Below are 20,718 nucleotides of genomic sequence, written 5' to 3' on the forward strand. Positions count from 1 at the left end.
GCTTTATTTATTTAATAGGGGTTTACAAATTGATTGCTTCGCCACCTGTAACACCATAGATTTGTGCAGTCACATAACTGGCTTTGTTCGATGCCAAAAAGACATAGACTGGTGCCAACTCTGCTGGTTGACCAGCCCGTTTCAATAAGGCTTGCTGACCAAATTCTGGTAAAGCATCCTCTGGCTGACCATGATCTAGTTGCAAGGGCGTCCAAATCGGCCCTGGCGCTACACCATTGACGCGAATCCCTTTTTCTGCAAACTGTTTCGCCAAACTAACAGTAAAACTCGCAATAGCTGATTTCGTAGCTGCATAATCCATTAAATGAGCACTTGGACTAAAAGCTTGGACAGATGTGGTTGTGACAATGGCTCCGCCAGCAGGTAAATGCGGTTCTGCGGCTTTGACCAAAGCAAACATCGAAACAATATTGACCATAAAGGTATCTTTTACTTGTTCGATCGGCAATTCTGTAATGGATGGTCGGGTGATTTGTTGCGCCGCATTCAACACAAGCGTATCCAATCCGCCTAACGCAGCCACCGCTTTGTCAATGATTTCTTGCGGGGCAGATTCATCTCGCAGATCATATGGCAACAAAATCGCCTTGCGTCCAGCTTCTTCTATATAATGCGTCACTTCTTTCGCATCTTTTTCTTCCCCTGGGAAAAAGTGTAACGCAATGTCGGCACCTTCCCGAGCGAATGCTATCGCTGCTGCACGACCGATCCCTGAATCACCACCTGTGATCAAGACCCGTCGATTCTCCAATTGCTGATTGCCAACATAAGATTCTTCACCACAGTCTGGTTCTGGCTGCATCTCGTCTTGTAAAGCAGGCGTATCTTGTTCCTGTTTACTGAATTTGCCAGTGTGATACATATCTCGTGGATCAATCAATATAGGTTCACTCATTTATACGTCCTCCTTTGTTCTATACTAAAATTCTAAACCATTCGATTTTTTTTGGGAAATATAACGCTTGTATAACCAAAAAGAATCTACCTCTTCTTGATTTATGGAAAAAGAAAAGGGCTACACTTCAAAAAAATGCATATCATTTCCCTTTTTCTCAGAAGCAAGTACACTAATTAGATAGAATAGTCCTTTAGGAGGAATCGATATGCCTTGGAACGTAAATGATTATCCGGTATCAATGAAAAATTTAGATCCGTTGGTCCGCAAGAAAGCTATTTCGATCGCCAATGCGCTGTTAGCCGATGGTTATGACGATGACCGTGCGATTCCAATTGCCACCAGTCAAGCTGAGAAATGGTTTGATCATGCAACAGAGGCTGAAAAGAAAGCTTTCCAAAAAGAAAAAAGTCCCCAGAAAAATGATGCCCATGAAGTCAATCAAAACGCCGAAAAATTAATAGACGCTAACGTAACGGTCCGCTATCAAGATGACCAGTGGAAAGTTCGTTCTACAGGTGCTGCGCGTGCCAGTGATCAGTTCGACAAAAAAGAAGAGGCTGTGGCTAGAGGCAAAGAAATCGCACAAAACAAACAATCTATCTTGACGATTTATAAACAAGATGGCACCAAACAACAGGAAATCGACTATCGTGACAACTAAAAAAACAGGAAGACAAACCGCTTGAGCACTTGTATGCGCATCGTTTGTCATCCTGTTTTTTTATTTATTTTGCTACTTTCGCAATCTTCCCTTGTTCGATATACACCATCAAGATACTGATATCTGCGGGATTTACCCCACTGATGCGGCTGGCTTGGGCAATCGTTTCAGGTTGGATTTTTTGCAATTTTTGTTTGGCTTCTGTTGCTAAACCATTGATGGCAGCATAATCAATCATTTCTGGGATGCGTTTGGCTTCCATTCGTTTTAGCTTATCGACTTTTTCGAGCGCTTTTTTGATATAGCCTTCATACTTGATTTGAATCTCCACTTGTTCGATTTCTTTTGGTTTCAGTGTATCATCGGCTTCGATAAAGGCCAACATTTCATGATAAGTCACTTCTGGACGTCGCAAGAAATCATAAGCAAGGACACCATCTTTCAGATTAGCGGTGCCTTTACCTGTCAAGTACGCTTGGACTTCTGGTGTTGGTTTGATCCGGATTTTTTTCAACCGGGCCATTTCTTTTTCTACAGCAGCTTTCTTGTCCAAGTAACTGCGATATTGGTCCTCTTTGACTAAACCAATCTGATGACCAACTTCTGTTAGGCGAAGGTCGGCATTGTCATGACGCAGCAATAACCGGTATTCTGCTCTTGATGTCAATAATCGGTACGGTTCATTGGTGCCTTTAGTAACCAAATCATCGATCATAACGCCGATATAGCCATCGCTGCGTTTCATGATAAACGGATCCTTTCCTTGGATTTTCAACGCTGCATTGATACCAGCAATCAATCCTTGGCCGGCTGCTTCTTCATATCCGCTTGTGCCGTTGGTTTGTCCAGCAGTAAATAAGTTTTCAATGACTTTGGTTTCCAATGTTGGTCGTAATTGGTGCGGTACTACGACATCGTACTCAATCGCATAACCTGTCCGCATCATCTCTACCTTTTCCAACCCAGCTATTGAATGCAGCATTTGCACTTGCACATCTTCTGGCATTGAAGTCGATAACCCTTGCACATAAACTTCTTCCGTATGCAAGCCTTCCGGTTCCAAGAACAATTGATGCCGAGATTTATCCGCAAAACGAACAATCTTGTCTTCAATTGACGGACAATATCTTGCCCCAACACCTTCAACGATTCCGGTGAACATTGGTGCCCGATGCAAGTTGTTTTGAATGATTTGGTGGGTGCCTTCATTGGTATAGGTCAACCAACATGGTTCTTGATTTTGGTTATAGTGTTCATCTGGTGTACTATAGCTGAAATGATTGGGTTGTTCATCACCAGGCTGAATTTCTGTCACATCATAATTGATGGTACTTGATTTGACCCGTGGCGGTGTGCCAGTTTTAAAACGGGCGATCTCTAAGCCCAACGCTTTTAAATGATCGGCTAAACCAATAGATGGTTGTGAATTATTTGGACCTGAAGAATACTTCAGCTCGCCGATAATGATCTCACCACGCAAAGCAGTTCCCGCAGTGATCACGACAGCTGACGCTTCATAGCGCGCACCAGTCGAAGTCACCACTCCATGGCATTGGCCATCATCCACCAATAATTTTTCGACAATGCCTTGGCGCAACGTCAAGTTGTCTGTTTGTTCAATGGTCCGTTTCATCTCGGCTGCATAGGCATGCTTGTCTGCTTGGGCCCGCAGTGCTCTGACTGCTGGTCCTTTACCAGTATTAAGCATCCGCATTTGAATATAGGTTTTGTCGATATTTTTACCCATCTCTCCCCCGAGGGCATCGATTTCGCGAACGACAACGCCCTTGGCAGGACCTCCTACGGAAGGATTGCAAGGCATAAATGCGACCATATCTAAATTGATTGTTAGCAACAACGTTTTGGCACCCATCCGACTAGCAGCTAGTGCTGCTTCGGAACCAGCATGACCGGCACCAACAACGATCACATCATAATTTTCTGCTTGATATTCTTGCATGTAGTTCTCCTCTGCGCCCTGTAGGCGTCTTTATTTTCCTAAACAAAATTGACTGAACAATTGGGTGATCAATTCATCTTGCACACTGTCTCCAACAACTTCTCCTAAATAATCCCAACACCGTGTCATATCGATCTGTACTAAATCCACGGGCATGCCCGCTTCAATGCCCTCGATCACTTCTGATAACGAGTACGCAGCATTTTCCAACAAAGCGATGTGTCGGGTATTGGACAGATAGGAAGCATCTTTGTCTGTTGTTTTACCGCCGAAAAAGAGATCCGCAATCGCTTGTTCTAATTGATCTAAGCCTTCATTGTTCAACACAGATACTGAGAAAACTGGCTCATCCGTGATGTATGATCTTAGCTCTTCGGAAGTGATTTGGGCAGGTAAATCCGTCTTGTTCAATAAAATGATCCGTCGGGCACCTTCCGTCAAGGTCAGCAACTGTTGATCTTGCGGCGTGAGCTTTTCACTTTGGTTCAGTACCAGCAAAATCAGTTCGGCTTCTTTCAATGCTTTGCGGCTGCGTTCAACACCGATTTTTTCGACTACATCTTCTGTATCCCGAATACCAGCAGTATCGATCAGCTTTAATGGCACACCTCTAACATTGACATATTCTTCAATCACATCGCGCGTTGTGCCGGCAATATCCGTCACAATGGCTTTTTCTTCTTTTAATAGATGGTTGAGCAGACTAGATTTACCTACATTTGGCCGCCCAATGATTGCGGTGCTCAATCCTTCCCGCAAAATTTTGCCTTGTTGCGCAGTAGCCAACAGACTTTCGATTTGTGCTTTGACCATCTGAGCCTTTTCCAACAACAGACGAGTGGTCAACTCTTCCACATCATCATATTCTGGATAGTCGATGTTGACCTCTACTTGTGCCAATGTTTGTAAAATATCTTGTCTTAATTGGCGAATCAAGTGCGAGAGATTCCCATCTAACTGATTGATTGCTAAATTCATAGCCTTATCTGTTTTGGCGCGGATCAAATCCATGACTGCTTCTGCTTGAGAAAGATCCACACGACCATTTAAAAAGGCCCGTTTGGTAAACTCACCCGGTTCTGCCAGACGTGCCCCTTGGCGCAGCACAAGTTGTAAAAGTTGATTAACGACAACGATCCCTCCGTGACAATTGATCTCAACGACATCTTCACGGGTAAACGTCCGCGGCTGTTTCATAACGGACAACATTACTTCATCCATCAAACGTTCCTCGACAGGGTCTATGATATGACCGTAATGGATCGTATGACTTGGCACTTCTGCCAAAGACTTACTGCTGGTGAAGATTCTATCAGCGATAGCGATAGCTTGATCGCCGCTTAATCGGACAATACTGATTGCGCCTTCTCCAGGGGGAGTTGAAATTGCAGCAATCGTATCAAATTCTTGGGTAATATTCGCCATGTTCTAGCACCTCCTATTTTTTTCCATAAAAAAAAGTGCCCACTCCACCCGTTGATTGAACCCAACGAGTAGACTTCGCACTTTGACTGCTTGTCAATTAAATTCTGGGAATAGATTAGCACATTTTCGTTTACACCGCAAGTTTCTTGGAAAACTTTTAAATTTTGCATATAGACCCAAAACACGCTAAAATAAAGGAAAAGAATGAAACGAGGGAAAGCTTATGGATACGACCAAAAACACAGATACTTCAGCCCGTATCAAAGAAATCATTTTATCAACTGGAAACGTCAATCGACCTTACATCGTACGGGATATCGTCTTCGCGGCGGACAAGATCGAAGTTGATCTTTTCGATACAAGTATCGATCTTAGTGAATTAATGTCTGATGTGACAATGCGTTTGAAAGAAACAGCCCATCGTTATGGTGCCAACGCAGTCATCAATTGTCATTTCGAGCATGATCGTATCGTTGAAGGGGACAAAACGTTTCTAGAAATTTTTGCCTATGGCACAGTCGTACAATTTACTCAATCTACGATCGGCGGTTAACAACAGCTAAACAGAAAAAATCGTCAAAAAAAAGAGTCCGCAGCAGGACTCTTTTCTTTTTACCAAAGTTTGACCTACATCATGTATGTTGACTTTGATAAGAATGATTTGTAATCAAGAATACTTGCTTTCAAAAGGCTTGTCAAATAGGTTTCGAGACAAAAAAAGAGGAAAGGCCTGATATAGCGCCTTTCCTCTTTTAAAATCAAATTTTTTTGGTTGCCGGTTCTACGACCAAATAGCGATAGGGTTCATCCCCTTCAGAATGGGTTTGAACGTTTGTATCTTTGCTCAATACCGAATGGATCTGTTTCCGCTCAAACGCCGGCATCGGCTCTAAGAAAACGGGACGTCCAGTTCTTCTGACCTTTTCAGCAGTGCGACTGGCCAAACGTTCAAGGATTGCTTGGCGCTTTTCCCGATAATCCCCTACATTGATGACCACAGACAACTTATTTTTAGCGATACGGTGGATATAGACTTGCGCTAAATATTGCAACGCATTTAAAGTCTTTCCATGTTTGCCGATCAAAATACCTTGTTTGTCCGTTTCCAATTGAAATACGATCAAACCATCTTGACGTACAGTTTTGACTAAGGCTGGTGCCTGCAATGCTTTTGAGATATTGGTCAAATAGAGTCCCAATTGTGCCAAAGCTTCTTCATCTGACAGATCTGTCTTCTGTTGCGCTTGGCTAGGGCCATCAACTTCAGTCACTGTATCTACGATACCCTCTGACACAGTGACTTGATCAATGACTGGTTCTGGTTCAGTATCAGTTATAGGTGCAGGTTCTACCAAGGCTTTTTCGATTGAAACACGCGCTGGTTTTTTCCCCATTCCCAAAAATCCTTTTTTACCTTCATCAAGTACATCAATGATTGCTTGATCTTTGGTCAATCCAAGAACTTGCAATCCTTCTTGAATCGCTTCTTCTACTGTAAGACTTTCATAAATCGGCATTGCAGTGCAGCCTCCTTTTTATTTTTTGCGTTTTTTCTTGGGATTCAATGCTTTATTCAAAGCTCGTTCCCGTTCTCGTTCCTTACGGGCTGCTTCTTCACGTTCTTGGCGAATCTTGAATGGATTGTTCAAAATCATCGTTTGTACAACTTGGAAGGCATTTGAAACGACCCAGTATAAGGATAGCCCGCTGGCAATATTGATCCCCATCAAAAGAATCATCAATGGCATCGCAAAATTCATGATTTTCAAACTCGCATTTGACTCTACTTGGCTCATACTTGATAAATACGTACTAGCAAAAGTAAACAATGCCGCCAAAATCGGTAAAATGAAGTAAGGATCACGATCCCCCAATTGCAGCCACATAAATTTCCCTTCCTGCAAGGCAGGTACCCGCGAGATCGATTGCCATAATGCCATTAAAATCGGCATTTGAACCAACAAAGGCAAGCATCCAGCATAAGGATTGACATTGTGTTCTGCATATAATTTTTGGGTTTCTTCTTTTAATTTACTTTGTGTTTCAGTATCTTTTGACGCATATTGTTGTTGCAATGCTTTGATTTTCGGCTGCAATTCTTGGGTCTTCCGCATGCTTTTCGTTTGGAAATGCATCAACGGCATCAAAATCACACGAATGATCAATGTAAAGAGAATAATCCCGATCCCGGCATTGCCAAATGATAAAGCTTTGATCGCCTCTGCAAAATAATACACGACATAGCGATCCCAAATTCCCGTGCTTTGCGCATTAACTTCACCTGTTGCACCACAGGCAGATAAAACAACTACTAATGAGAGAACTCCCAAAAGCAATAAGACGCGTTTTCCTTTTTTCACGTAACTAATTCCTTTCTATTACTGTATGATTTTCGCAAGTTTCAGCACGTGCGCCAAGTTCGAATAAATTTCCTTTGAGGAACAAGCAGCCGTGCTTGGGCGCGCAATAATGATAAAATCGATCGCTGGTGAAATGCGCGGCTTCATATCGATCAAACTCGCACGAATCTTTCTTTTCACTTCATTGCGTTTGACCGCATTGCCAACTTTCTTTCCAACAGATAGACCGACACGAAAATGCGGCTGTTCTTTCGGCAAGACATAGACCACGAATTTCCGATTTGCAAAAGAATTCCCTGTCTGGAAAACTTTTTGAAAATCTTGCTCTGATTTTACACGATAAGATTTTCTCATATCGGTTCCTTCACTTCTTTCGATTATGCTTTATTACGTCCTTGAATACGTAACCACTCACTTGTCAATCATACCATATTTGCCCTACATCAGGCACTAAATTCCTAAAAAACGGCATAAAAAAAACCACTGGCAAACAGTGGCTTATGCAGAAATAACCTTTCTGCCTTTACGACGACGGCTAGCTAAAACACGACGTCCATTTTTAGTACTCATACGTTTACGGAATCCGTGAACTTTTTGACGTTTACGTTTATTTGGTTGATACGTTCTTTTCATATATTTCCACCTCCATTAGCAGCTTGCTTATGCGCACAGACATACTTTGATAGTATAACGAGTCAAGCACTACTTTGTCAATAACAAGTTGCGCTAAATTTAGCTTCTTTTATCCACAATCTCGGTGAAATCCGTGTGTTTGCTGTTTATAACCAAAAATTGTGGAAAACTTTTTCCTCAGAGTTATTTCCTGCTTTTCCACAAATAAACAGCCTGTATAAAACTTATCCACATTTCAGTTTTTGTCTGTTGATAAGTATGGAAAATCCTTTTAATACCAACGCTTATATTATACATTAGCGTGTGGATAACCTTTCTGATATTCAAGTTATCAACAGATAGAACTACCTTGTGGAAAACCCTATTTTGGATATGTGCCTTTCTTTTTTATTTTTATCCTACGGTGTGGAAAAGTATTTTTTTCTCACCTTTTTTAATTTAATCTGTGGAAAACTTTTCCAATCCGTGCTATTTTAGTTATATCTATTTTTAGTTATGGGAGGACAATTTATGCCATCTGCTGATTCTATTTGGCAAGATCTGCAAAGATCCTTTAAAGAAGAGTTAAATCCAGCCAGTTACAGTGCTTGGATCGAAACTGCCAATGTCTTGTCTTTTGAAAAAAATCAGCTGCTGATTGAAGTACCCAGCGATCTTCATAAATCTTATTGGGAAAAAAATCTAGCTGCCAAAATCGTCGAAATGGGATTTATGAGGACTGGTGAGGAATTGATTCCTAGTTTTGTGACTGTTGAAGAAGCTGAAGCACTAAAAACACCTGCAGCTTTGCAAAAAACGACCAACAATTCTGAAGAGCCGCCTAAAACTATTTTGAACGAAAAATATACATTTGATACCTTTGTCATCGGAAAAGGCAATCAAATGGCCCATGCTGCTGCCCTCGTTGTTGCTGAAGATCCTGGGTCTATTTATAATCCGCTGTTCTTCTATGGAGGGGTTGGTTTAGGTAAAACCCATTTGATGCACGCGATCGGTCATCAGATGCTCCTAAAACGACCAACAGCCAAAATCAAATATGTCAGTAGTGAAAACTTCACCAATGACTTCATCACTTCGATCCAAAAAAACAAAATGGAAGACTTTCGCAACGAATATCGCAATGTCGATCTTTTACTCGTAGATGATATCCAATTTTTGGTGAATAAAGAAGGAACTCAGGAAGAATTCTTTAATACGTTTGAAGAGTTATACCGCAACAATAAGCAAATCGTCTTGACCAGTGATCGATTGCCCAACGAGATCCCTACTTTACCAGAACGTTTGGTTTCCCGTTTTGCTTGGGGATTATCGGTAGACATCACACCACCTGATTTAGAGACCCGTACGGCTATTTTACGGAAAAAAGCCGAAGCAGAGCGATTGGAGATACCTGATGATACATTAAGTTATATTGCTGGGCAGATTGATTCGAATATCCGAGAACTCGAGGGAGCCTTAGTTAGGGTCCAAGCTTTTGCAACGATGCAAAATTCAGATATCACCACTAGTTTGGCAGCTGAAGCCATCAAAGCACTCAAATCAAGCCATGGGTCTACCCAAGTATCTATTCTACAGATCCAAGAAGAGGTGGCTAAATATTACCACATTCATGTGACTGACTTAAAAGGCAAAAAACGCGTCAAAGGTATTGTTGTTCCACGCCAGATCGCAATGTTCCTTTCAAGAGAACTCACAGACAGTTCGTTACCAAAAATCGGCGGTGAATTCGGCGGTAAAGATCATACAACTGTCATTCATGCCCACGAAAAAATTCAACATTTGGTTGAAACAGATGCCACGATCAAAAATGAGATTGCTGAAATCAAACACATTCTCTTCAGCTAAGCTGTGGATAATAAGGAAAAAACGTGAAAAGTTATCCACAAGTTATTCACAGGCGTTTTCGTTGGTACTATCACGCTAAACTAAAGTTATCCACATTACTAACAAGCCTATTACTACTATTACTTTTATTTAATAACTATAAATTAAAGGAGTCCCGTTATGAAACTAACTTTAAACCGCTCAGAATTCATGCAAGAACTACAAACTGTTCAACGTGCCATTTCAACAAAAACGACTATCCCGATTTTAACAGGTGTCAAAATCACACTGACGGACCAAGGATTAACATTGACTGGCAGCAATGCTGATATTTCGATTGAAACATTTCTTAGTGCTGACAATGAGAAAGCCCAAATGAACATCGAACAAACAGGGGCGATCGTTCTTCAAGCACGCTTCTTCAGTGAAATCGTTCGTCGATTACCAGAAAGTACATTGACTTTAGAAGTATTAGAAAACAACCAAGTGGCAATCACTTCCGGTAAAGCCAATTTTACGGTGAATGGCTTAGATGCAGATAGCTATCCACACTTACCAGTTGTTGAAAGCCAAAACGCCATCGAGATCCCGGGGCATATCCTAAACAAAATCGTGAGTGAAACAGTTTTTGCTGTTTCTCAACATGAAAGTCGCCCAATTTTGACTGGGGTCCATTTTGTTCTCGAGGATCAAAAACTACTCGCAGTTGCGACTGATTCACATCGTTTGAGCCAACGTGTGATCCCTCTAGACAGCGGTGACACGGCCTTCAATATTGTGATTCCTGGAAAAAGTTTGACTGAACTTTCTCGTTCATTGACAGATGAAGAAGAAGCGATCCAAATCAGTATCATGGATAATCAAGTCTTGTTCCAAACCAAAACAATGAAATTTTATTCACGTTTGTTAGAAGGAACGTACCCAGATACCAATCGTTTGATTCCTTCAAGTTTCAATACTGAAATCGAATTTGTCGTCCCTGAACTGCTGCAAGCGATTGAACGGGCATCATTGCTTTCACACGAAGGGCGCAATAATATCGTACGTTTGGCTATTTCTGAAGAAGCAGTTGTTTTATATGGAAATTCTCCAGAAATCGGGAAAGTTGAAGAAGATCTGAACTTTGCCTCTGTGACCGGTGATCCATTGGAGATTTCTTTCAATCCAGACTATATGAAAGCTGCTTTACGGGCTTTTGGTGATACAAGCATCGTCATTCGGTTTATTTCAGCGATCCGTCCATTTACTTTAGAACCAACAGAAAGCAAAGGTACGTTTATCCAACTGATCACGCCTGTCAGAACCAATTGATTTTCATGTCTTTTGAAAATCAATGAAATACGTAGTGAAAATGAATAAATCTATTTAAAGGGCTTAAAATCGTTTTTAAGCCCTTTTTTCTATTTTTGCTTATTTTTTATCTAAAAAGAGTAAGTCTTCTGAGAATCAAAAATATCCCGATGAATTTGTTTTCTGAGGCAAAAAAGAGTATAATAGAAGTACACATTCTGTGACGGAATTGAGGGAAATTATGAAAAAGAAAATTTTTTTGGAAACAGAATACATGACCCTTGGACAAATGTTGAAAGAAGCTAGCGTGATTGGCAGCGGTGGACAAGCAAAGTGGTATTTAGCTGAACAAACCGTTTTGGTCGATGGAGAGCCTGAAAATAGAAGAGGCCGTAAACTATATGCGGGAATGATGATCGAGCTGCCTGATGAGGGTACTTTTTTTATGGTCAAGAAAGAAGACAGCGATGCGGCTGAATGAGTTGCAAATCAAGAATTATCGCAATTATGAAACGTTGTCGCTGCACTTCAACAAAAACTTGGTCATTTTTTTAGGAGAGAATGCACAAGGGAAAACCAATATCCTTGAAAGCATCTATGTTTTGGCAATGACCAAAAGCCATCGGACATCCAGCGAACAAGAGTTGATTCGCTGGGAAACGGACGGCGCCTATATTTCTGGTCTGGTAGATCGCGGACGTTCCACGATCCCGTTAGAATTATTTTTATCAAAAAAAGGGCGCAAAACCAAAGTCAATCATATTGAACAAAAAAAACTGAGTAGTTACATAGGACAATTGAATGTCATTTTATTTGCGCCAGAAGACTTATCTTTGGTCAAAGGAAGTCCGCAAGTGCGGCGCAAATTTCTTGATATGGAGATTGGACAGATCGATCCAATCTATTTGTATGATCTTGTTCAATATCAAACCGTCTTGAAACAAAGAAACCAATACTTAAAACAATTAGCTGAAAAGAAGCAGACTGATGAAGTTTATCTGGATGTACTGACCGAGCAATTGATTGATTTCGGCAGCAAAATCATCCTAGCTAGACAAAAGTTTGTCCAAAGACTGGGGTATTGGGCCAATGCACTTCATCAAAAAATCAGTCAAGAAAAAGAAGTGCTGCAGATCAACTACTTATCGAATATTCCTGCAACTTGTCAAACGCTGCAAGATATCCAGCAACACTTCACGCATTCTTTGGCACAAGTCAAAGAACGAGAAAGATTTCGTCAGATGACTTTAGTTGGACCGCATCGAGATGACTTAGATTTTTTGATCAACGATAAGGACGTGCAAACCTTTGGTTCCCAAGGGCAGCAACGCACGACAGCTTTAAGTGTCAAATTAGCTGAGATCGACTTAATGAAAGAAGAAACCGGTGAATATCCGGTATTGTTGTTAGATGACGTGATGAGTGAGCTGGATGATTCCCGCCAACTGCATTTATTGGCAACGATTGAAGGAAAAGTCCAGACATTTCTGACAACGACCACATTAGATCATGTAAAAGATAAAATGTCTGTAGAAGCAGAGATTTTTTATGTAGAGCAAGGACATATCAAAGGAGAATAGACTGAATGACAGAAGAAGAAAAAAATTTAGTTGAACGGGCCAAAGCCTATGATGCCAGTCAGATCCAAGTATTAGAAGGATTAGAAGCCGTTCGTAAGCGTCCTGGGATGTATATCGGTTCAACCAGTTCAGAAGGCTTGCATCATTTAGTATGGGAAATCGTAGATAATTCGATTGATGAAGCGTTAGCTGGTTTTGCAACCAGTATTGAAGTGATCATTGAACCTGATAATAGTATCACTGTCATTGATGACGGTCGGGGAATTCCAGTCGGTATCCAAGCCAAAACGGGTCGACCTGCTGTTGAAACCGTGTTTACGATTTTACATGCCGGCGGTAAATTCGGCGGTGGCGGATACAAAGTTTCTGGTGGTTTGCATGGTGTAGGTTCTTCCGTGGTGAATGCATTGTCGACAACACTAGACGTAAAAGTGTATAAAGAAGGCAAAGTATACTACCAAGAATATCATCGTGGGGCAGTCGTGGAAGATTTGAAAGTCATTGATGAAACAGATCGCCATGGGACAACCGTCCATTTTGTGCCAGACCCTGAAATTTTTACAGAAACAACAGAATTCAATTTTGACAAATTGGCTACGCGTGTTCGAGAATTGGCGTTCTTGAATCGCGGCTTGAAAATCTCGATCGAAGATAAGCGCAGCGAAAAACCGATATTGAAAGAATATCATTATGATGGTGGGATCAAGAGTTATGTTGAGCATTTAAATGCCAGCAAAACAGCACTATTCCCCGAACCAATTTATCTTGAGGGAGAACAACAAGGAATCACTGTTGAGGTTTCTATGCAATATACAGATAGTTACCACAGCAATTTATTGAGCTTTGCCAACAATATCCATACGTATGAAGGCGGCACCCATGAATTTGGCTTTAAAACGGCTTTGACACGGGTAATCAATGACTATGCCCGCAAATCAAAGGTCATGAAAGAAAATGATGAGAATCTTACCGGTGAAGATGTCCGAGAAGGATTGACTGCAGTCATCTCGATCAAACATCCCGATCCGCAGTTTGAAGGACAAACCAAAACCAAACTAGGTAACTCTGAAGTACGGACAGTCACAGATCGATTGTTTTCTGAACACTTTACCAAATTCTTGATGGAAAACCCAACAGTCGGACGACAAGTCGTTGAAAAAGGATTATTGGCTTCAAAAGCACGGCAAGCGGCCAAACGTGCGCGCGAAATGACGCGACGAAAAGGCGCATTAGAAATCAGTAATTTACCTGGTAAATTGGCTGACTGTTCTAGTAAAGATCCTGAAAAAAGCGAATTGTTCATCGTCGAAGGAGATTCCGCAGGCGGGTCTGCGAAACAAGGACGCAGCCGGGAATATCAAGCGATTTTACCGATCCGTGGGAAAATTTTGAATGTCGAAAAAGCGAGCATGGACAAGATTTTGGCAAATGAAGAAATTCGTTCATTGTTTACCGCAATGGGGACTGGTTTTGGTGCTGATTTTGATGTGTCAAAAGCCCGTTACCACAAGTTGGTCATCATGACAGATGCCGATGTCGATGGTGCCCACATCCGTACATTGTTATTGACACTTTTTTATAGATACATGCGTCCAATCGTGGAAGCGGGCTATGTGTATATTGCACAACCGCCTTTATATGGTGTCAAACAAGGAAAAAATATCCATTATATCCAACCTGGAAAGAACGCAGAGCAAGATTTGAAAGACAAAATCGCTTCATTGCCTGCGACACCTAAAGCGACCGTTCAACGGTATAAAGGATTGGGAGAGATGGATGACCATCAACTATGGGAAACCACAATGGATCCAGAAAATCGGATGATGTTGCGTGTAAGCGTGGATGATGCGATCGAAGCGGATCAAGTTTTTGAAATGTTGATGGGCGATCGCGTGGAACCACGACGCGCCTTCATTGAAGAAAATGCACATTACGTGAAAAACTTGGATATCTAACCAATCGCAGAGGAGGAAACAGCTTGAGTGAAGCAAAACAAAATATTCACGACGTCAATCTAACGAGTGAAATGCGTGAGTCCTTTATCGATTATGCGATGAGTGTTATCGTTGCAAGGGCTTTGCCAGATGTGCGAGATGGCTTAAAGCCAGTTCACCGCAGAATTTTGTATGGCATGAACGAATTGGGTGTAACGCCAGATAAACCACATAAAAAATCTGCCCGGATCGTCGGCGATGTAATGGGTAAATATCACCCTCATGGGGATAGTGCGATCTATGAATCAATGGTTCGTATGGCGCAGCCGTTTAGTTATCGCTATATGCTTGTTGATGGACATGGAAACTTTGGCTCCGTCGACGGTGACGGCGCAGCTGCCATGCGTTACACCGAGGCCAGAATGAGTAAACTGGCGATGGAAATGTTGCGGGATATCAATAAAGATACCGTTGACTTTCAAAGCAACTATGATGATACTGAACGGGAACCGGCTGTCTTACCTGCAAGATTCCCCAATTTACTGGTCAATGGAACAACGGGGATCGCGGTCGGCATGGCTACCAATATTCCGCCGCATAATTTGAATGAAGTGATTGCAGCTATCGATTTATTGATGGAGAATCCTGATGTAACTACGAGCGAATTGATGGAAGTTCTGCCTGGACCCGATTTTCCTACTGGCGGGATCGTTATGGGGAAATCAGGTATCCGTCGCGCATACGAAACAGGGAAAGGTTCGATCACTGTTCGTGGTAAAGTCGAAGTGACTGAAATGCCAAATGGCAAAGAAAGAATCTTAGTGACAGAATTGCCATACATGGTCAACAAAGCCAAACTGATCGAACGAATCTCGGAACTGCATCGTGATAAGCGAATTGAAGGCATCACTGATTTGCGGGATGAATCGTCTCGAGAGGGGATGCGAATCGTTATTGATGTCCGCAGAGATGTCAGTGCATCAGTCATCTTGAACAATCTGTACAAAATGACAGCTTTACAGTCTTCTTTCGGCTTTAATATGCTTGCCATTGAAAAAGGCGTGCCGAAAATACTGAGTTTGAAACGAATTCTAGAAAATTATATCGAGCACCAACAAGAAGTTGTGACGCGTCGTACGCAATTTGATAAAAACAAAGCGGAAGCACGCGCCCATATTTTGGAAGGGTTGCGGATCGCTCTTGATCATATCGATGAAATCATTGCGTTGATTCGTGCATCAGCTTCTGATGATATTGCCAAGACGACCATGATGGAGCGTTTTGAATTATCGGAACGTCAAGCACAAGCGATCTTAGATATGCGTTTGCGGCGTCTGACCGGTTTAGAACGAGATAAAATCGAGAATGAATACCAAAGTTTGTTAGAATTGATTGCTGATTTAACAGATATTTTGGCTCATCCGCATCGGGTATTAGAAATCATCCAAACAGAATTGCAGGAGTTAGGCCAACGTTTTGGTGATGCTCGCCGGACTGAATTACTTGTAGGTGAGGTACTCAGCCTTGAGGATGAAGACTTGATCGAAGAAGAAGAAATCGTTATAACGTTGACTAATAATGGCTATATCAAACGAGTAGCAAATTCAGAATTCCGTGCGCAAAGACGTGGCGGCCGTGGTGTCCAAGGAATGGGCATTCACGATGAAGATTTTGTTCGAACGCTGCTATCATGTTCTACACATGATACGCTGCTCTTCTTTACCAATAAAGGCAAAGTCTACAAAGCCAAAGGGTATGAAATCCCTGAATATGGACGAGCAGCCAAAGGGATCCCTGTCATCAACTTGCTCGGTATTGACTCCAGCGAACGTATCGAAGCGATCATATCTGCTTCGGGTGGACCACAAGAAGGACGTTACCTCTTCTTTACTACACGACTAGGAATCGTGAAGCGGACTTCAGTGACTGCGTTTGCGAACATTCGTGCCAACGGCTTGATTGCCATCGGTTTGAAAGAAAATGATGAGCTGGTAAATGTGATTGAAACCCATGGGGAAGATAGAGTGATCATCGGTACGCATAAAGGGTATTCTGTCACATTCGAAGAAGCGTTGGTCCGCGATATGGGACGAACAGCTGCTGGTGTCCGTGGTATTCGTCTAAGAGAAGCAGATTATGTTGTTGGAGCTGCTGTGATCAAAGAAGACAGTGAAGTCTTAGTGATCACAGAAAACGGCTATGGCAAACGCACCAAAGGCTCTGAGTACCCAGTCAAAGGTCGTGGCGGTAAAGGGATCAAAACAGCCAATATCACGCCTAAGAATGGCCCTCTTGCTGGATTAACGACTGTTTCTGGTGAAGAAGACATCATGGTCATCACCAATAAAGGTGTCTTGATCAGATTCAATGTAGCTTCTGTTTCGCAAACTGGCCGTGCCACATTGGGTGTACGCTTGATGAAGATGGAAAACGAAGCCAAAGTTGTAACAATGGCCACCGTAGAGCCTGAACCGCAATTGGACATAGCGACAGAGCGCGCGCAAGCCGAAGATACGTCTGTAATGAATCAGGCCGTTCAAGATTTAGCAGATAGTCAGGATACAGCGACAGATACGGAAGAATAAATTTTTTCAGATTATACAAAAAAACGAACCCACTTTTGGTTCGTTTTTTTTTTTTGGTTCAATCACCATCTGTTTGCGTAATTCTTTATGTAAGGAACAAAGTCGGTTGTATTTAGAATAACAGCTTGCAACTTGAACGTAAAAAGTGTATAATAATTATTTGTGAGTAGTCTAACCAGGCCACTCTCTCTGCTCCTAGTCAACTAGGGGCCTAAGTCCACAGGGAGGTGAAGAATCAATGGAAAACACGAAATATGAAATTTTATACATCATTCGTCCAAACATTGATGAAGAAGCTAAATCCGCATTGATTGCACGTTTTGATTCAATCTTAACTGATAACGGCGCTGAAGTTATCGAGTCTAAAGATTGGCAAAAACGCCGTCTAGCGTATGAAATGGATGGATTCCGTGAGGGTATCTATCACATCGTTAAAGTTTCTTCTTCAACAACTGCAAGTGCAATCAACGAATTTGACCGTCTTGCAAAAATCAATGATGACATTATCCGTCACATGATTGTCAAAGAAGAAGCATAATATTGTTTCACGTGAAACAAAAGCGATGAGGAGATGATGAACTTTGATTAACAATGTTGTACTAGTAGGAAGATTAACTAAAGATCCTGATTTACGTTACACTTCTAACGGCACGGGTGTCGCTACATTTACTTTGGCAGTAAATCGTAATTTTACCAATCAAAGTGGTGAGCGCGAAGCTGATTTTATCAACTGCGTCATTTGGAGAAAACCAGCGGAAACCATGGCAAACTATGCACGTAAAGGGACATTGCTAGGGATCACTGGACGGATTCAAACACGTTCTTATGATAACCAACAAGGTCAACGTGTTTATGTAACAGAAGTCGTTGCTGATAACTTCCAATTATTAGAGTCAAGAAATGCTTCTGAGCAAAGACGGACATCTGACAGCGGCAGCAGCAATAACACTACGTATAATTCAAATAGTTCTTCTGGATTTGGTAACAATCAAAGCAATCAAACTCAATCCTCTCAACCATCAGGAATGCCTAGTTTTGATCGTGATAATTCCGATCCGTTCGGAAACGCATCAATCGACATTTCAGACGATGATTTACCATTCTAAGAAATTGATAGGAGGGAAATAGGATGGCACAACAAAGAAGAGGCGGACGCAAACGTCGTAAAGTAGACTATATTGCAGCTAACCATATCGAACATATCGATTATAAAGATATCGAATTATTAAAACGTTTCATTTCAGAACGCGGTAAAATTTTGCCACGTCGTGTAACTGGTACAGGCGCGAAAAACCAACGCAAACTTACCATTGCAATCAAACGCGCACGTATTATGGGATTACTTCCATTCGTAGGCGAAGAATAAATCGACTTCAAATGACAAGCTTCTTGAGAGGCTTGTCATTTTTTTGTCTTTTCATCTTTTGTTATTTGTTATTTTATTTTTGTTTACAATAACAGATGAATGGATATAGTGAACCTTGTTATATGTCTTAGCGTTTCACGTGAAACATTTTTTTGCATCATCGCCTAATTTCCTAAACTGTGGTAAAATAGGATAACGAAAGATCATAAATTGGGAGAAAATATTGAGGGGTTAAATAATGGCAGCAATTGGGTTGATTTCAATTGATAATTACGACGATTTGATTGAAAAAAAAGATGACAAACAAGTATCTTATTTGAACTCGCTGATTACAACGCTGATTTCCGATTGGGCAAGTGAAAACAGTGTCTTTTACAAGCGTATCAATTCAGAACGTTTTCTTTTTGTTGCAAAAGATTCTGATATTGAACGAATGAAAGACGATAAATTTCAATTTTTGACTCGGGTGCGACAAGTGGCTGGAAAAAACGATTTGCCATTGACCATCAGTATGGGGATTGCGTATGGCCAGGAATCTTTTGAAGTGATTGGTGAAGAAGCACAAAATAATCTAGATGTGGCATTGGTCAGAGGTGGGGATCAAGTTGTCCTCAGGGAAGCTATAGAAGATGCAAAACCACAATTTTTTGGTGGCAATACAGATGGCACACCAAAGAGAACGCGTGTTCGTTCTCGGGCTATGAGTACTGCCTTGAAAAAGATTTTTGCTGAGAATCAGCGGATATTTATCATGGGACATCGTTACCCTGATATGGATGCGCTTGGATCAGCTTTTGGTGTTGCTTATATGGCAATGATGAGTGACAAAGAGTGCTATATCATTCTGAATGCGAAAGAAATCACTGCTGACATTGAACGTGCTTTAGAGGAGTTAAAAAAGTATCCTGACCTTCAGCGACTTGTGATTTCAGACGAAGAAGCAATTGATCTATCAAATGACGAAAGTGTCTTAGTGATGGTTGATTACCATAAGCCATCAATGTCGATTTCTCAAGCTGTCTATGATACATTTGAAAAGATTGCTGTAATCGACCATCATCGTCGCGGCGATGAGTTTCCTGATAAACCTTTATTGACGTATATTGAATCATCAGCTTCCTCGGCAGCTGAGCTAGTCGCCGAATTGATTCAATATCGTGCAGCCCGTAAATCATTATTGCCTAAATTTATTTCTACTGCGCTTTTAGCAGGGATCTATGTGGATACCAAAAATTTCACTGTGCGTACGACAGGGCGCACCTTTGATATAGCTGGTTATTTGAAGAATCAAGGTGCAGATACATCATTGGTACAATATATGCTGAGTACGGATTTAGATTCTTACCTGATGATCAGTGAGTTGGTATCACGCAGCAAGCACTTTAAAGAAGATATCGTGATTGCCTCAGCGGATGAAGATCGCGTATATGATAGTGTTACTGTAGCTAAAGCCGCGGATACATTATTGTCTATCAATGGCATCCATGCGGCTTTCGTGATCACCAAACAACCAGGCGATTTGATTGGGATCAGTGCGCGGAGTACTGGCAAAGTCAATGTGCAAACCATTATGGAAGGCCTGGGAGGCGGCGGCCATTTTACCAATGCAGCAACGCAAATCAAAGGCAGCAATATCGATGAAGTAGAGGATCGCCTGCGCAATGAATTAATCAATCATGATCAATAATAAGGAGTGACCAAAACATGAAAGTTATTTTCTTACAAGATGTAAAAGGTAAAGGAAAAAAAGGGGATATCAAGGAAGTACCTAATGGGTATGCACAAAACTTCCTAATCAAAAATAACTACGCTAAACCAGCCAATAATGAAAGTGTGGCTGAATTAAAAGGCAAGCAAAAAGCCAAAGAAAAACAAGATGCAGAAGTATTAGCCGAAGCACAAGAATTGAAGCAAATTCTTGAAAAAGAGGAAACGGTTGTTAAGATCCAAGCCAAAGCAGGTGAGGACGGTCGTTTGTTCGGTTCAATCCCTTCTAAACAAATCGCAGATGCATTGAATAAACAATACAAGATCAAATTGGATAAACGCAAAATTGAGTTAGATCAACCGATTCGTGCGTTAGGCTTTACGCAAGTACCAGTGAAGATCCATCCACAAGTGACTGCAACCATCAATGTGCATACGGTCCAAGAATAAGGGAAAGACCCAACAGTCAAATGT

At 41.5% G+C, this 20,718-nt stretch carries 20 protein-coding genes; 13 read left to right on the top strand and 7 right to left on the bottom strand.

Translation table 11 applies throughout. The features are described 5' to 3' along the window. Positions 1-22: 22 nt before the first annotated feature. Positions 23-916 carry an SDR family oxidoreductase gene (locus AEQ18_RS13480; protein ID WP_054116871.1) on the bottom strand — a complete coding sequence of 298 codons (894 nt, stop codon included), beginning with the start codon at positions 914-916 and terminating at the stop codon, positions 23-25. Positions 917-1,124: 208 nt separating this feature from the next. On the opposite strand from AEQ18_RS13480, the gene AEQ18_RS13485 reads away from it, so the two are divergent. Then, entirely contained in the window at positions 1,125-1,580 is a 456-nt protein-coding gene (locus AEQ18_RS13485) for a DUF2188 domain-containing protein (RefSeq protein ID WP_054116872.1), read from the top strand. 64 nt (positions 1,581-1,644) lie between these two features. Here the strand turns inward: AEQ18_RS13485 and mnmG are convergent, their stop codons facing one another. Beyond that, the gene (gene mnmG / locus AEQ18_RS13490; protein WP_054116873.1) at positions 1,645-3,540 is read right to left on the bottom strand and encodes a tRNA uridine-5-carboxymethylaminomethyl(34) synthesis enzyme MnmG; all 1,896 of its coding nucleotides are present in this window, start codon (positions 3,538-3,540) and stop codon (positions 1,645-1,647) included. Between the two features lie 30 nt (positions 3,541-3,570). Beyond that, positions 3,571-4,965, bottom strand: coding sequence for a tRNA uridine-5-carboxymethylaminomethyl(34) synthesis GTPase MnmE (mnmE, locus tag AEQ18_RS13495; protein WP_054116874.1), 1,395 nt, complete (start codon positions 4,963-4,965; stop codon positions 3,571-3,573). A gap of 223 nt (positions 4,966-5,188) precedes the next feature. Here mnmE and AEQ18_RS13500 point away from each other — a divergent pair, with 223 nt between their 5' ends. Then, on the top strand, positions 5,189-5,518 hold the full coding sequence (locus tag AEQ18_RS13500) for a heavy metal-binding domain-containing protein (RefSeq protein ID WP_054116875.1): 330 nt from the start codon (positions 5,189-5,191) through the stop codon (positions 5,516-5,518). 205 nt (positions 5,519-5,723) lie between these two features. Here AEQ18_RS13500 and jag read toward each other — a convergent pair whose 3' ends face one another. From jag to rpmH, 4 genes are all read right to left on the bottom strand, one after another. After that, on the bottom strand, positions 5,724-6,482 hold the full coding sequence (gene jag, locus AEQ18_RS13505; protein WP_054116876.1) for an RNA-binding cell elongation regulator Jag/EloR: 759 nt from the start codon (positions 6,480-6,482) through the stop codon (positions 5,724-5,726). 18 nt (positions 6,483-6,500) lie between these two features. Next, positions 6,501-7,325, bottom strand: coding sequence for a YidC/Oxa1 family membrane protein insertase (locus AEQ18_RS13510; RefSeq protein ID WP_054116877.1), 825 nt, complete (start codon positions 7,323-7,325; stop codon positions 6,501-6,503). Between the two features lie 18 nt (positions 7,326-7,343). Continuing rightward, the gene (gene rnpA / locus AEQ18_RS13515) at positions 7,344-7,679 is read right to left on the bottom strand and encodes a ribonuclease P protein component (protein WP_054116878.1); all 336 of its coding nucleotides are present in this window, start codon (positions 7,677-7,679) and stop codon (positions 7,344-7,346) included. Positions 7,680-7,823: 144 nt separating this feature from the next. Continuing rightward, positions 7,824-7,958 carry a 50S ribosomal protein L34 gene (rpmH, locus tag AEQ18_RS15510; RefSeq protein WP_002356012.1) on the bottom strand — a complete coding sequence of 45 codons (135 nt, stop codon included), beginning with the start codon at positions 7,956-7,958 and terminating at the stop codon, positions 7,824-7,826. Between the two features lie 510 nt (positions 7,959-8,468). Here rpmH and dnaA point away from each other — a divergent pair. The 11 genes from dnaA to rplI all read left to right on the top strand — a co-directional run bounded on the left by dnaA (position 8,469) and on the right by rplI (position 20,694). Then, on the top strand, positions 8,469-9,803 hold the full coding sequence (gene dnaA / locus AEQ18_RS13520) for a chromosomal replication initiator protein DnaA (RefSeq protein WP_054116879.1): 1,335 nt from the start codon (positions 8,469-8,471) through the stop codon (positions 9,801-9,803). A gap of 159 nt (positions 9,804-9,962) precedes the next feature. Beyond that, positions 9,963-11,093 carry a DNA polymerase III subunit beta gene (gene dnaN, locus AEQ18_RS13525; protein WP_054116880.1) on the top strand — a complete coding sequence of 377 codons (1,131 nt, stop codon included), beginning with the start codon at positions 9,963-9,965 and terminating at the stop codon, positions 11,091-11,093. A 220-nt stretch (positions 11,094-11,313) separates the two neighbouring features. Continuing rightward, positions 11,314-11,553, top strand: coding sequence for a S4 domain-containing protein YaaA (gene yaaA, locus AEQ18_RS13530; protein WP_054116881.1), 240 nt, complete (start codon positions 11,314-11,316; stop codon positions 11,551-11,553). Beyond that, positions 11,540-12,652, top strand: coding sequence for a DNA replication/repair protein RecF (gene recF / locus AEQ18_RS13535; RefSeq protein ID WP_054116882.1), 1,113 nt, complete (start codon positions 11,540-11,542; stop codon positions 12,650-12,652). Before yaaA ends, recF begins: the two co-directional genes overlap by 14 nt. A 5-nt stretch (positions 12,653-12,657) precedes the next feature. Then, positions 12,658-14,607 carry a DNA topoisomerase (ATP-hydrolyzing) subunit B gene (gyrB, locus tag AEQ18_RS13540; RefSeq protein WP_054116883.1) on the top strand — a complete coding sequence of 650 codons (1,950 nt, stop codon included), beginning with the start codon at positions 12,658-12,660 and terminating at the stop codon, positions 14,605-14,607. Between the two features lie 71 nt (positions 14,608-14,678). Further along, positions 14,679-17,171: a DNA gyrase subunit A gene (gyrA, locus tag AEQ18_RS13545; protein ID WP_054117043.1), complete on the top strand. Its 2,493-nt coding sequence runs from the start codon at positions 14,679-14,681 to the stop codon at positions 17,169-17,171. Between the two features lie 238 nt (positions 17,172-17,409). After that, on the top strand, positions 17,410-17,709 hold the full coding sequence (gene rpsF / locus AEQ18_RS13550) for a 30S ribosomal protein S6 (RefSeq protein ID WP_054116884.1): 300 nt from the start codon (positions 17,410-17,412) through the stop codon (positions 17,707-17,709). Positions 17,710-17,752: 43 nt separating this feature from the next. Next, positions 17,753-18,277, top strand: a complete 525-nt coding sequence (gene ssb / locus AEQ18_RS13555; RefSeq protein WP_054116885.1) for a single-stranded DNA-binding protein — start codon at positions 17,753-17,755, stop codon at positions 18,275-18,277. Positions 18,278-18,300: 23 nt separating this feature from the next. Then, positions 18,301-18,537 (top strand): 30S ribosomal protein S18, encoded by a 237-nt coding sequence (rpsR, locus tag AEQ18_RS13560; RefSeq protein ID WP_005226367.1) that lies wholly within the window; start codon positions 18,301-18,303, stop codon positions 18,535-18,537. Positions 18,538-18,775: 238 nt separating this feature from the next. Then, the gene (locus AEQ18_RS13565) at positions 18,776-20,224 is read left to right on the top strand and encodes a DHH family phosphoesterase (RefSeq protein WP_054116886.1); all 1,449 of its coding nucleotides are present in this window, start codon (positions 18,776-18,778) and stop codon (positions 20,222-20,224) included. Positions 20,225-20,241: 17 nt separating this feature from the next. Then, the gene (rplI, locus tag AEQ18_RS13570; RefSeq protein ID WP_054116887.1) at positions 20,242-20,694 is read left to right on the top strand and encodes a 50S ribosomal protein L9; all 453 of its coding nucleotides are present in this window, start codon (positions 20,242-20,244) and stop codon (positions 20,692-20,694) included. Positions 20,695-20,718 lie beyond the last annotated feature (24 nt).

Source organism: Enterococcus sp. RIT-PI-f, from assembly GCF_001297065.1.
In the GTDB taxonomy this organism is placed as follows: domain Bacteria; phylum Bacillota; class Bacilli; order Lactobacillales; family Enterococcaceae; genus Enterococcus_D.